This is a genomic window from Staphylococcus succinus (genome assembly GCF_029024945.1).
Classification (GTDB): Bacteria; Bacillota; Bacilli; order Staphylococcales; family Staphylococcaceae; genus Staphylococcus; species Staphylococcus succinus.
Window position 1 is genome coordinate 2038777 of sequence record NZ_CP118976.1, and the last position, 13253, is coordinate 2052029.

Annotated in this window: 17 protein-coding genes and 1 pseudogene; 10 read left to right on the plus strand and 8 right to left on the minus strand. The window is 30.0% G+C overall.

Translation table 11 applies throughout. From position 1 onward, the window contains the following. Positions 1–86: 86 nt before the first annotated feature. On the minus strand, positions 87–296 hold the full coding sequence (locus PYW31_RS09890) for a hypothetical protein (RefSeq protein WP_046837258.1): 210 nt from the start codon (positions 294–296) through the stop codon (positions 87–89). A 188-nt stretch (positions 297–484) separates the two neighbouring features. Here PYW31_RS09890 and PYW31_RS09895 point away from each other — a divergent pair, with 188 nt between their 5' ends. From PYW31_RS09895 to vraX, 6 genes are all read left to right on the plus strand, one after another. Beyond that, positions 485–733 carry a hypothetical protein gene (locus PYW31_RS09895; RefSeq protein WP_046837257.1) on the plus strand — a complete coding sequence of 83 codons (249 nt, stop codon included), beginning with the start codon at positions 485–487 and terminating at the stop codon, positions 731–733. A 116-nt stretch (positions 734–849) separates the two neighbouring features. Next, positions 850–981, plus strand: coding sequence for a hypothetical protein (locus tag PYW31_RS09900; RefSeq protein ID WP_256201623.1), 132 nt, complete (start codon positions 850–852; stop codon positions 979–981). A gap of 136 nt (positions 982–1117) precedes the next feature. Further along, positions 1118–2080 (plus strand): arsenic resistance protein, encoded by a 963-nt coding sequence (locus PYW31_RS09905; RefSeq protein ID WP_046837256.1) that lies wholly within the window; start codon positions 1118–1120, stop codon positions 2078–2080. Between the two features lie 180 nt (positions 2081–2260). After that, entirely contained in the window at positions 2261–2401 is a 141-nt protein-coding gene (locus PYW31_RS09910) for a hypothetical protein (protein WP_156168129.1), read from the plus strand. A 275-nt stretch (positions 2402–2676) separates the two neighbouring features. Then, positions 2677–2853: a hypothetical protein gene (locus PYW31_RS09915; protein WP_169746240.1), complete on the plus strand. Its 177-nt coding sequence runs from the start codon at positions 2677–2679 to the stop codon at positions 2851–2853. Positions 2854–3316: 463 nt separating this feature from the next. Further along, a complete protein-coding gene (vraX, locus tag PYW31_RS09920) occupies positions 3317–3481 on the plus strand; it encodes a C1q-binding complement inhibitor VraX (protein ID WP_157821428.1) in 165 nt (54 codons plus the stop codon). A 365-nt stretch (positions 3482–3846) separates the two neighbouring features. Here the strand turns inward: vraX and PYW31_RS09925 are convergent, their stop codons facing one another. The 4 genes from PYW31_RS09925 to PYW31_RS09940 all read right to left on the minus strand — a co-directional run bounded on the left by PYW31_RS09925 (position 3847) and on the right by PYW31_RS09940 (position 6052). After that, entirely contained in the window at positions 3847–4284 is a 438-nt protein-coding gene (locus PYW31_RS09925; RefSeq protein WP_046837255.1) for a GNAT family N-acetyltransferase, read from the minus strand. 164 nt (positions 4285–4448) lie between these two features. After that, positions 4449–4835 (minus strand): VOC family protein, encoded by a 387-nt coding sequence (locus PYW31_RS09930; protein ID WP_046837254.1) that lies wholly within the window; start codon positions 4833–4835, stop codon positions 4449–4451. Positions 4836–4971: 136 nt separating this feature from the next. Continuing rightward, positions 4972–5154: a hypothetical protein gene (locus PYW31_RS09935; RefSeq protein WP_046837253.1), complete on the minus strand. Its 183-nt coding sequence runs from the start codon at positions 5152–5154 to the stop codon at positions 4972–4974. Positions 5155–5221: 67 nt separating this feature from the next. Further along, the gene (locus tag PYW31_RS09940; protein WP_046837252.1) at positions 5222–6052 is read right to left on the minus strand and encodes an alpha/beta hydrolase; all 831 of its coding nucleotides are present in this window, start codon (positions 6050–6052) and stop codon (positions 5222–5224) included. A gap of 267 nt (positions 6053–6319) precedes the next feature. On the opposite strand from PYW31_RS09940, the gene PYW31_RS09945 reads away from it, so the two are divergent. The 3 genes from PYW31_RS09945 (at position 6320) to PYW31_RS09955 (ending at position 8871) form a co-directional block, all read left to right on the plus strand. Then, positions 6320–6592 carry a hypothetical protein gene (locus tag PYW31_RS09945; RefSeq protein WP_046837251.1) on the plus strand — a complete coding sequence of 91 codons (273 nt, stop codon included), beginning with the start codon at positions 6320–6322 and terminating at the stop codon, positions 6590–6592. A gap of 230 nt (positions 6593–6822) precedes the next feature. Beyond that, on the plus strand, positions 6823–8259 hold the full coding sequence (locus PYW31_RS09950; RefSeq protein ID WP_046837250.1) for a YfcC family protein: 1437 nt from the start codon (positions 6823–6825) through the stop codon (positions 8257–8259). Positions 8260–8514: 255 nt separating this feature from the next. Then, complete coding sequence (locus tag PYW31_RS09955; RefSeq protein WP_046837249.1) at positions 8515–8871, plus strand: DoxX family protein; 357 nt, start codon at positions 8515–8517, stop codon at positions 8869–8871. A 36-nt stretch (positions 8872–8907) separates the two neighbouring features. Here the strand turns inward: PYW31_RS09955 and PYW31_RS09960 are convergent. From PYW31_RS09960 to PYW31_RS09970, 3 genes and pseudogenes are all read right to left on the minus strand, one after another. Next, positions 8908–9315 (minus strand): annotated as a pseudogene (locus PYW31_RS09960) (CHAP domain-containing protein); the annotation flags it as partial. Positions 9316–9948: 633 nt separating this feature from the next. Further along, a complete protein-coding gene (locus tag PYW31_RS09965) occupies positions 9949–10200 on the minus strand; it encodes a GlsB/YeaQ/YmgE family stress response membrane protein (RefSeq protein WP_046837247.1) in 252 nt (83 codons plus the stop codon). A 615-nt stretch (positions 10201–10815) separates the two neighbouring features. Next, entirely contained in the window at positions 10816–12231 is a 1416-nt protein-coding gene (locus PYW31_RS09970; RefSeq protein ID WP_169746241.1) for an aminotransferase-like domain-containing protein, read from the minus strand. A gap of 110 nt (positions 12232–12341) precedes the next feature. Between PYW31_RS09970 and PYW31_RS09975 the strand changes: the two genes are divergently transcribed. Next, on the plus strand, positions 12342–13226 hold the full coding sequence (locus PYW31_RS09975; RefSeq protein ID WP_046837245.1) for a DMT family transporter: 885 nt from the start codon (positions 12342–12344) through the stop codon (positions 13224–13226). Positions 13227–13253 lie beyond the last annotated feature (27 nt).

The window sequence follows — 13253 nt, forward strand, 5'->3', positions numbered from 1 at the left end:
GAAACCATGTTAAACGTAATGCTATAGTCATTATGCTATTGATTGTGTTTCAGAACTTTATTTTTTAGCTTTTTCTCTTTCAAACCTTAATCAGTTAAAAAACTGTAAATCATTAACATGATTAATATTAAAATAAAGTAATATATAAATCGTTTGTATGCTCTATACTTCTCTTCTTTAATTTTCTCAGGTGAGTGATTTACATTTTCATGCAATCGAGTATTGATAAACAAAAAAGGCATGGTTGCTAAAAAGGCAAATACTAGTGCTAAAATAATAGCTAGCAATAAATTCATATCGTCACCTCAATTTCACTTCATTTTCACTGACCTTATTCCCTAATGTTCAAAACTTAATGACTATGTTACTTACATTATTTTAATATACTATTATAAATTAGTAATTCTTTGTATTTATGGTTTATAATGTATGTAACCATATGAACGCGAGATAAACCGATAAAAATGAATTAGGAGGGATCACTTTGAAATTAACTTATTTACCCCAATGGGAAGTCATTAATCAAAGTCAAAAACAATTTGTTATTCAGGAAGATTCAAATTCCCTTTCTCTAGTAAGTCCTATAAACGACTATGCTATGGGGATATTGAGCCAAGTCTTTTTTACTATCAATAACGATGAAGTCACTTCTACAAAAGTTGAGAACAATAGTAAAGCACTTAAAATTGAAGTCAATGAAGCGCAGTCGCAAATTAAAATTTTAGATCTTTAATTAAAGTCTAAATTCGTTTATATCTCAAAATATATACCACACTAGCTTCTTACATTTATCAAAAATATTGAACTGATATTCAATATAATTCTACTAATGAATGGTGAGTGATGAATATGAAATTATTCAAAAATATACTTCTTCTTATAACAGGTGTATTAGTCATACGTGCATTGCTATTAAGTGTAGATAATTCAAACGAGGAGAAAGTTGAGAATAAAGTAAGTGTACAAGATAAACAAAAATGATAGTTTTGTTACAACACAATTACGTTTCCTTATGGAATTGTTAATTGTGTTTTTCTAATTTTATCGGCTTAAACCACTTTATTTCTAGAGCATTCTAGTAAAATAATGTAAAACATTCATTTAAATCGAGGTAATTATGTCAAACTTAAAAACACGCATAGAACATCATCAAATTTACATCTATTTTGTAGCATTAATTCTAGGTACTATTGCTGGAATGTCTTCAATTACTTTGTCTAATATTTTAGATTATTTTGTCACGTTTTTTATAGCTATATTAATGTTTAGTATGTTCTCACAAATACCATTTTCAACTATTAAAAACCATTTTTTACCGGTTAAATATATCATTGCATTGGTCATATCAAACTTTTTTCTTATTCCTATTTTAGTATATGGATTAATTCATTTATTCAATATAACTTCTTTACCAATTTTAATAGGTTTATATTTAGTATTATTGACCCCTTGCATTGACTATGTCATTGTATTCACGGCTTTAGGAAAAGGAAATGCTCAATATATGTTAATTTCAACACCTATTTTATTTATACTACAAATACTATTGTTACCCTTATACTGTGCTTTATTTTTAAATAGTCATGTACTCACACAAATAGATAGACAGCCATTTTTAGAAGCCTTTTTAACCTTTATAGTTCTTCCACTAATATTTGCAATACTCCTGCAACTATTTAGTGGTAAGTTTAAACCTATGCAACAATTACAAGTTATGGTTGGTTGGCTTCCAGAATTGTTTATGGCCTTTGTACTTTTTACAGTAGTAGGCTCACAAATCAATACAATTATTCAAGACTTATCCATTGTATTAACTGTTATCCCTATTTACTTATGCTTCATGATGATCTCACCTTGTTTAGGTGTATTATGTGGTAAGCTTTTTCGATTAGATGTACCTACATTACGCACCTTAGCTTTCAGCAATGGTACAAGAAATGCACTCGTTGTTTTACCCTTAGCGCTCTCCTTACCAAATCAATGGGTCACAATTGCTACGACAGTCATCGTAACGCAAACACTTACTGAATTATTCGGTGAGTTAGTTTACATCAAATTAATACCTAAATTTATAAAATAGCGCAGATCTATTTCATATTAATGTAAATTATATAACTCAAAATTATATATTTAATTTAAAAGTTTATATTCGAAAAATGTGTGATACTGATATAAAATAATAGTAATACTTTTCTTAATTATGCTATTTTTTCTATGCATAGGTTAATTTAAGTAATTTAAAGCAAAGGGGCTTAATGTTTTGAAGAAACTTCCTTTATTTTTATTAGGGGCTGGTACATTGCTATTTTTAGGAATATCTATTTTTAGTTTTCTTACAGAAGATGATAGTGCCGAGATTGATGACATGGCAGATGAAGATAGAACAAATACACAGTTTTAATCTCTCCTATGATTGGAACTGAATCATTGTCGAATATTTTAATAGCAACAGTACATTCATATTAAAATGTACTGTTGCTATTTTTAATTCATTATTTCACATTATTCTTCTCTTTGTTGTCTATTTTTACGATTCAAATAGTTTTATTTTCATGTAAAGTGGTATAAACTGTTAACTAGATGTAATTTTACACTTATGTATTTTCGTTCTCTCACAACTAGTGACATACGGTTAAACCTTTGCACACTCGTAATCCGTTTAATGAGGTGATAAAGATGAAAATTTTAAGAAAAGTTAATGAAAATGAAATGCTTATTTATCATATAAAAACAAATTTAGGATTAATTATTAAAGTTAAAACACACGCGAATTTAAGTAATGAAGAAGTTGAACAAACACTCACTAATATATCTAATGATATGGATGAGAAATTAAAAAGTAATATTGAATAATACGTTACAAAGACTTTAACGTTCCCCTATTCTCTTTATATTTCCATGAGATTTTTCAATCAAATCAAAACACGCCACATTATAAAGTGGCGTGCCTACTAGAAAATATAATTTCACACTAGAGTTTGGAGGACTTCTTGTGCTTACTCTTTATATACCCCTTTTAAATAATTAAAAACTGAAATATTCAAAAAAATTAAGCGCTTTCAATAATAAATTTTGATTGGCATTCATTACTACTTATAACTTATAATTCTGCAAGTTACTTTTGTAAAAATTTAATTAAAATGAACCATACTGTTGGAAAACAACTAAACAAAAAGTTATCCTATAGATAAGGTGTTTATAACTACGCTTATTAAATAGTAATATTAACGCTGTTATATTCAAAGTGAATTTCTTTGTTATTTTAGTTTAATTAAATATATTCACATAGAAGTGTTATAGAAAAAGGGATGATGGAATGGAAATCTTACGTAAAGTTTATAAAGATGATGAGCCCGTTTACCATGTCAAAACTGACAAAGGCTCTGTTGTTAGAATTAAAGGCTCCGATGAATTAACAGAAACAGAAACACAAGAACTGTTAACGTTAGTTTCTCAGGATATAGACAAAATGAAAAAGTAGATTATGCGTGTGATAAGATATATATTAAATTTTATATTCTAAGAACAATAACTGTATAGCAGTTAAGGGGCAGTATCAATATACGCTTAATATTTCAAAAAGAAAATATAAACTCACTTTTTATTTAAAGTTAATACTTTTTAGATAATACTATCAATTATTGTCTAGAAAGCATGCATGAATGTATCCTCGACAAGTCATTAATTCCAAATATAATTTGCTATTTTTTCTGTTAAACAAGTCTTCATAATTTATTTTGAACAGATGAAATGGCGAATGTATTTCATTTTTAAAATTATATATAAAAACACCTCTGTAAATGGTATACCGTTTACAGAGGTGTTTTTGCTAAGTAAAACAGAAAATCATTTCACTTCTAAAGTCATATCAATATGAGGAATATTGTCTTCAAGATAAACCTCTGAAATACAAATAAAACCAAAAGAACTATAAAAAGATTTTAGATGTGCTTGACCGGATATCTTTATTAAAGTTTGTTTGTACTGTGCCTTTATTACATCAATCGTCTTTTGCACAATTTCACGGCCATAATACTTTTTTCTATAATTTTGCGTTACTAAAACTCTACCGAAACTTACATATGATTCATGATCGATGATGCGAGTGTATGCAACAATATCATTTCCATCTTTAAGCATGACATGTATTGCATTAAAGTCTGCTCCATCAACTTCTTGATAAGCACAATTCTGTTCTACAACAAAAACCTTCACCCGCGCTTGAAGGATATGTAGCAATTCATGATTAGTGAGTTCCTTTGTATGTTTCACAATTAAATCCATATTATCCCACCTAAGTTTAAAAATAGTACTAGCTTCATCCTATTTATCAAACTAAATATGACTATTAGGAATAAAGTTAGCACTATAAAAATATTATTTATAAAATGATTATATAAATAATATTACTCGCTTTCATATCAATACTCAAATTACTTTCAACAACTTCATTGTTCAATCAACTGAATTAAATTACCACATGTATCATCTATAACTGCTAATTTAATATTTTCGACTTCTTTGGGTTCAGTATGAAAAGTGACATTCGCTTCAACTAATGCACGGTGTACATTATCTAAGTTTTCAACTCCAAACATCGTTATAGGTATGCCTGCTTTGTATAAACTTTCTTGATAATTTTTAGCTATTGGACTTTCATTCGGTTCTAAAACAATTTCCACAGGGTTGTTAGAATGTGCTTCTTTGACCGTTAACCATTTAAATCCTCCCCCCATATCTTTATCATGTACCAGGTCAAAACCTAATTTTTCAGTATAAAAAACCTTAGCTTTTTCTTGATCATCAACAAAAATACTCATAGCAATAATTTTCAAATTTTTTCACCCTATCCTTTATTTTAAAATATGACAACTTCAGTATTCCTAAATGCATAAACTATTAGTTACATTCCCTTATAAGTGTTTTATATCCTCATAGACTTAATATATTGCTTTACCTTAATCCTAATAATCATTTGTTATAAACTATCGTAATAAAATAGTCTACACCTTCTACACTATTAGTCACTGCTGGTGTCACACTTACAATTTCATAATGTTGTGCGTCAGTCAATTGTTGTAAGTATTTATTTACCCGATCATCAAAAGCTTCAAAATCTTCTTCATATTTCATATGCAGTGTTTTAATTCTCATATTATTCTTCCCTCCTTATCCTATATACAGTGATTACTAAATCATACTTTTAAGGAACAGTTGCTTGTTATTGAATCGCCTTGTTACCCTGCAATATTTCATTTTCTAACCAATCGGTAATTTCACGAAATATACTCTGATTATAAGAGCTTTCATTAAATATTTCATGTTGTAACCCATCATAAATATGCAGTGATTTATGTTTAGATCCAATTTCTTCATATAACTGCATTGAATCTTTATAACTTACTAACCCGTCATCTTTACCATGTAGTATTAATATATGCACTTTAAATGCATCTGCATGATTTTTTAAATATTGCACACCGTCCATTAGCGTGTATATTAGTCCCATTGATATTTGTTTTGCATTCAAATCATCTAATTTATATTTAGTGATTACTGATTTATCAGAGCAGACACCCTCACCTAAATCATTATCGATATACGTATGCGAAGATATACTACGATCCAATTCACCAAATAATTCATAATTATATCGTGTTAACGCGCCAGAAGTGATTACCCCATCAACGACATTTGGATGTTTAGTTCCATATAACATCACAGTATATCCTCCCATACTATGACCAATGAGATATACTTTATCTCCATAATTTACTTTCACCTCATCAATAATTGTTGATAAATCTTCAACAATTTCTTCAACGTGACTAAAGTATGTCTGTTGTCCATCAGAACGTCCATGTCCTCGTTGATCATATCGTATAACATTAAACTGTTTAGCATTTAAATATTCAGTAATTTCATCATAACGGTCTAAATGTTCAGCTAATCCATGTACAATAATGATATTCGCCTTTGCGTCTTTGACTTCATTTATCTTAGTATATAACCTTGTTCCATCTTTAGAAGTTAAATATTTAATATAATTCATTACATACACCCCAAAATAATAATCATATTTTAAAATCTCATTTCTAATGAAGCTATCTATTATAATAAATAACTACCCTAAAATTAGCTTTAATACACTGCTCAAAATTACTATATTTATCATCTATCAAAGTAAGACATTTAAACGTATATATAGAAATAATCCTTTCCTTTAATACTATTCTAATTGTATTTTTTTAGTAAAGACAATCTTCGTCCAACTTTTACTTAACATATAATGATATGCTTAAATAGGAGCGTGATTCAAATGACAAAATATATACTGTCTTATAATTTAAATTCAATAGCTTATGGTTATGAAAAATTACCAACACAATTAAACGCATTAGGCAACGCATTGTATATATACAGAGGTTTATGGATTTTAAATAGCAGTTTAGACCAAAGTACAATTTGTAACAAAATTAAAAGTTCTTTTAATTCGAATGACGATTTTTTGATTTTTGAAATAGCTCAAGATCCATTAGGAACATTAAATGAACAGAAATATATTGAAGTGCAACGCTTGCTTGACCTGTAATCCCTTCTCAATGGGGATGTACACAGCTTGTTTAATTTTATAAGCGTGTGCGCTCGTTCCTCATTTTTATAGATCGTATTATCTCCTTTGTATAACCCCTTCATACTAAATATATTTCAAAAAATCATTGTAATATCTCACAAATAAATATTTTAATTTTTCAGATTATTACAATAATTCCCTGTCGTTTATATGCTAAGATTAATTTATTTTAGTATTATACAAAGGGGATGAATCATTTGGGCAAATCTAATAGTAAAAAAGAGAAACAACAACCCAAAAACACTAGTAAAATGCCACATATTTACGTTATTTTATTTATTTTTGGGGTTATTGCAACAATATCTACATATTTAATACCTGCTGGAGAATTTAAACGTATCAAGGGGCCGGAAGGTAGAGAAATGGTAGATGCAGATTCATTTCATTATATAACTTCCACGCCAGTCGGTATTGTAGACTTTATTTCAATCATACCTAAGGGGTTAATTGAAGCTGGTGAAATTGTCTTTTTCACTTTAATTATAGGTGGAATGTTTATGGTATTGAGACGTACTGGCATCATTGAAATTGGCGTAGATAAACTTGCACGCCGTTTTCTAAATCACAGTATTTTTATCATTCCTGTATTGACTGCGGTATTTGCAACTATAGCCACACTCATAGGTACTGCGGAACTTTCACTTGTATATATTCCAGTAATTATACCTCTCATTATTGCTTTAGGTTACGATTCCATTACAGCTACAGCGATAGCACTTTGCGGTACAGTAGTTGGATTTACAGTAGGTGTGTTAAATCCTATTAATACGGGTTTAGCGCAAAAGCTATCCGGGCTTCCTGTATTTTCTGGCATTGGCTTACGTATCATTATTTTTATTGTTGTACTATTTGTAACCATTATTTTTATTATGCGCTACGCTAAAAAAGTACAAAGTAATCCTACACTTAGTTCGGTCTATCAAGAAGATACTGAAAAAAGGCAACTATATAAAAATATTACAAAGCAAAACCCTATAATTGCAACAAAACGCCAAAAGATAGGTATTGCAGTGGTCTTACTCTTCTTCATTATTCTTGTATACGGTGTAACAACACAAGGATGGTTTATGGTAGAAATGTCTGGTTTATTTATATTTATGGGCATTATCGTGGGACTTGTTACCGGATTAAATACAAAAGAGATATGTGAAGCTTTTAATGACGGTTTTAAAGATGTACTGATGGGCGCAATTATTGTAGGACTCGCTCGTTCTATAGTAGTCGTGTTAGAAAATGGAAAAATCATGGATACGATTGTTCATGGTTTAGGATCAGTCATAGATGGAACAACTCCGACAGTGGCCGTAGTAGGTATGTATGCAGTCCAAGTCGCCATCAACTTCATTATATCTTCGGGAAGCGGTCAAGCATTGGTAACAATGCCTATCATGGCTCCCCTCGCAGATATGTTAGGTGTTACAAGACAAACAGCTGTACTCGCCTTCCAACTCGGTGATGGCTTCACTCACATTTTCTATCCAACGAGTGGTTACTTTATGGCTGCTCTCGCTATCGGTGGCGTTTCTTATACCAAATGGATACGTTTCTTCTTTCCATTGTTTATCATATGGGCCATTATCTCTATCATTTCATTAGTGATTGCACAACTCATTGGTTGGTCATAAGGCGTCTATACCATTTCTCATTATATTTTATGAAAAAATTCATAAAATCGACGATCTATATTGAATATAGATCGTTTTTTAATACAAAATTCATGAAACTGATATTTAATCATAATAAAAATAGTATATTATATAAATACTTACATCTAGATAATTTATTAGGATTGTGGGTTATGTATATGATTTTAATGGTTTATTTTATAAATACATATCTATGCAACAGTTTTCTTATATTTTTTAAGGAGGTTCAGTGAGTTGAAAAAAGGCATGCTATTAATCAGATTAATGTTAGGTTTAACATTTCTTATACATGGTAGTCAAAAAGTGTTTAGTGGCTTTGAAGCGCCAATACAAATGATGCAAGGCTTAGGTCTCCCAGCCTTTTTAGGTATCGTATTAGGGCTATTCGAATTCGTTGGAGGCATTTTAATGATACTAGGTATCCTCTCTAACTATATCGCTTTAGGTTTTATTATTACGATGTTAGGCGCTTTATTTACAGTTCATTTGGCACAAGGATATATGTCCTCAGAACTTGTTATTATTTTATTAGTAATGAGTATTGCTGTGACAGTATCATATAAATGGAAAAAATTTATTGAATTCTATTAAAAAACAAGGCACACATAAAGTGTGCCTTGTTTTTATTTATTGATTATAATCTGGTCGTATAAACCACATTTCCGATTCATAATCATGTACTACTCTATGTGCTACTTCTGTCTTTTCTGCGCCGCCACCGTTCCAATTTTGATCTAATGATTCAAATTTATAATGATTACCATCATAATTTCCATCTGTTACGATAGCTGTATGTCCTGCTCCGTTACCAAATTCCTCATTAAAAACAACGATATCACCAGCTTTTGCTTCAAATGTTGCTGAATTCTTATAAACAGTAGCTTCTCCATCAAAATTATTTTTAGTAGGTATTTCTTTTGCATAGTCTCCTTTTAAACCATGACCATATAAGTAGTCCCATTGCTCATTCACTAAATCAAAACACTGCCAACCGTATTCATTATCATAATCCCATCCCTTACCTTCAAGAGATTTGGTATGATCCACTGATTCCTCATGCGTTGCACTTGTTGCGGCTGAAGCAGTATTTACCTGGCTACTCATCCATAAACAAGTCGTAGCCATAAGCAAATATGTAAATATTCGAACAATATATTTTGTCATAATTCTCCCTTTCAAAACAAAATTTCACATAAAATATACAAGTCACACTTATATTGTGATGCCTGAATTTTTAAGTGTAAATGAATTTTTTATTACGACAATAATATATCATACTGATTTTGCTAATTGATTACACTAATATGAAATTTATTTTAATTTTTAAATTTTATTTGTAATGTATATTACATTTGTTATAAATTTAATTATTAAATATTTGATATCAAAAAATCTTCACTTTTAAATGATATTTAGACCTGGTGGCAGTTTTTATTCATATTTCTTAGTATGTTGTTGTGAATCAGACTTCGGTTAGTCATTTTGACACAGCCGGGTCGCTTACCCACCGATGCCATATTACCTAAAAATAGTGCTTTGACTGGTAAAATGTCATGAAGGCCTCAGTTTATTTAAAATTTACAGTTAATAATCAAAAAAGCCAAACACTATATTTAGCGTCTGGCTTTTCGATATTCTGATACTCACGTTTAACGTAAGTGTTTACTGCTATTTTTTTCGAACAGCTTTTAAAATAATTGAAACGATAAGAATTAACACGATTGCACCAATTAATGCTGGTATAACCGGTACGCCGCCTAATACAGGTCCCCACATACCTAATAATTTGCTACCAATAAGTGAACCAATTAATCCAGCAATGATATTACCAATGATACCACCTGGAATATCTTTACCTAAAATTGCACCGGCTAACCAACCGATTAAGCCGCCTACAATTAACATTATTATGAATCCCATCTATATTACCTCCATATTACAAAAATTAAACGCCTTTAAATATTGTACCACTTAATATGTATACATAAACATTTTTTAAAATAAAAATAGCACACTACAATAAATGTGCTATAATAGCTTATAATATTAAGCCAAAGATGGACATTAATCACGCTATACTGTATTTAAACTTATATGATATATTGTATGAATTTCATATATTTAGCTTAAACCACTAAGTAAAGATATCTATAAATCTTTACCTTTATTTATTGAAAAATCATTCCTATACACCGCATGATTATATGTCTTTTCAAAATTTAAACGAGGTGATATATATTGAACATATTTTTAATTATATGTATTGTTGTAGCTTTAATATTAATTGCTCTGAGTCTCTTTAGCATATATGAATATAAACACGAGAGAAAAATGTTATACACGAAGTTTTTGGAATCTCATGAAAAGAATGGGATAAAAACACAAACCAGAAAAATACTTATATTTTCACTTGTGTTATTCATCTTGGCAATTGCATTTCTAGTGTTTCCACTCATCATTACATAGTTAATGAACAATGAGCAAAGCCTACAATCAAAATGATTGTAGGCTTTGCTTGAGTTGAATCCCTTAAAATCACGAAAAAGCATCGATTTCTTTTTTTACATATTTTAGTAATATCTTTAAGGCATAACGCATATTTTCAGTACTCTCATAAGCATATGACAATCTAATAGCATTTTCATCGCTGCCATAAATAAATCCAGGATTAAATAATATTTTCTCTTTGTTAAGTAGCTCTGAAAATAATTTCTTTATATTAGCCTCTTTTTGTACTTTTAACCAAATAAAAAAACCACCTTCTGGTATATTCCATGTTGCAACTTCTGAAAAATGCTCCTCTAAAATTTCTAACATATCATTTCTCTTACGCTCTAACGCATTGCGCAAATTGTCAATATGATGATCATAATCACCACTTTTCAACAGTTCATACACTACCATTTGAGATAATATACTAGAACCATAATCAATTTGCATTCTTATATCTGCTAGCTGTTCAACCACTTGTTCAGAAGCAACAATCCACCCTATTCTAATTGCAGGGGCTACTGATTTTGAAAAACTACTAATATGTAATACATTACTTTTTTTATCTAAGGTTTTAATTGGTTTTGGTGGTTTATTCTGAAACCATAAATCCTTATAAATATCATCTTCAATAAGAGGAATATTATGCTTTTCGCTATACTTTAATATATCTTCTCTATATTGTTTAGAGCGCACGTGTCCAGTTGGATTATTAAAAGTTGGTTCAATATAAATCGCTTTTTCATTACTACTTGGGTATTGGTTAATAATTTGTTTAAAATCTTTAAATGTTTCTAATGAAATCTTCACTTTTCTCATATTTCCAATATTAAAAGCATGTGTGGAATCAATATACGATGGCGTATTTGAAAAAATTATCGTGTTTTGACTCAAAAAACCAATCGATAATAGTTGGATAGCGTGTAAAGCTCCAGAAGTAATGAGTACATTTTCTTTAGATATATTAAATCCTTCCACATTCAAGCGTTTTGCAATTAACTCACGCAACTTATTGTAGCCATATCCATTATTATAACCAAACGACAAGGATTCAATATATTGAGAAACCTGATTCATTGCCTTTTTAAGTTTGTCCTGTGGAATAAGTGCTTTTCCTAATTCACCTTTACTAATATGTATATAAGCATCACTTGTTTCTAATTTATTAATTATTTGTACTGTATATCTACTCCGTGTACTTGAACTCCACTGCATCATCTCTAACCACTTATGTTTTATAAAATCTTCACTTAAATAATCGTTAACATAAGTCCCACTACCACGTTTGGTATATATAAATCCTTCTGACTCTAATAATTCTATACTTTTTATAATCGTAACTCTATTCACATTAAATTGATTGGCTAATGTTCTTTGCGACGGTAACTTCATGCCATAAAACCAGTCACCTTCTATTATTTTATTTCTTAAATACGAAGCGACTTCTTTATATTTCATAATGATGACCTCCATTCTAAATTGGTTGGGTTATTTTTATACAAATTGGTTGCACACGCTATAACGCTAATTATTTATGATAAATATATTCTAAATAAGAAAGTGTGATTATAATGAACTACATACAAAATAAGGGTAAGGTCTACTTCGCTTTTACAATAACCATCATCTTATGGGCTTCTGCATTTCCAGTAATTAAATTAGCATTAAGCGACTTTTCAGCTGTACACTTATCATCATTACGGTTGTCAATTGCTAGCTTGATTCTCTTAATTTTAATCATCATTAAAAAAATACCTATACCTGATTTTAAAGATATACCTATTATACTATTATTAGGTTTTTGTGGGTTTACCTTATACCATATTGCTTTGAGCTTTGGAGAATATTATGTTAGTGCTGGGATTTCAAGTTTAATCGTTTCAACAACACCCATTTTTTCTGCACTTTTAGCAACTTATTTTTTAAAAGAAAAATTTTCAAAACTTGCTTGGATTGGTTCGGTTATTGCATTTATTGGAGTTGCATGCATTGCTTTAGGTAATGATTCTAAAGTAATAGCAATGTGTATTGGCATTGCCTTAGTGCTCATTGCCTCTATAGGTGAAAGTATCTATTTCGTGTTTCAATCTAGTTATTTTAAAAAATATGGGTTTATTCCATTTACAATTTACACAATGCTTGCGGGATCGTTGTTCACCTTTATATTTTTACCCGGAGCTATTCATGAATTACAATATGCGGACACTAACACTTTACTTTTAGTATTATATTTAGGCGTTTTTCCAACAGTTATTCCCTATTTTGCACTTGCTTATACAATATATAAAGTAGGTGTTGCTGATGCAACAATGTCCCTGTACTTAACACCAGCCTGTGCGCTAGTACTTTCTTTTATTATGGTTGGTGAAATGCCTACCATGGTAGCAATTATTGGCGGAATCGTTACTTTAATCGGAGTGAGCATCACTACTAATCATGCAAAAAATATCGGCTAGCGATTTAATGTAGCAACACACTTGTCA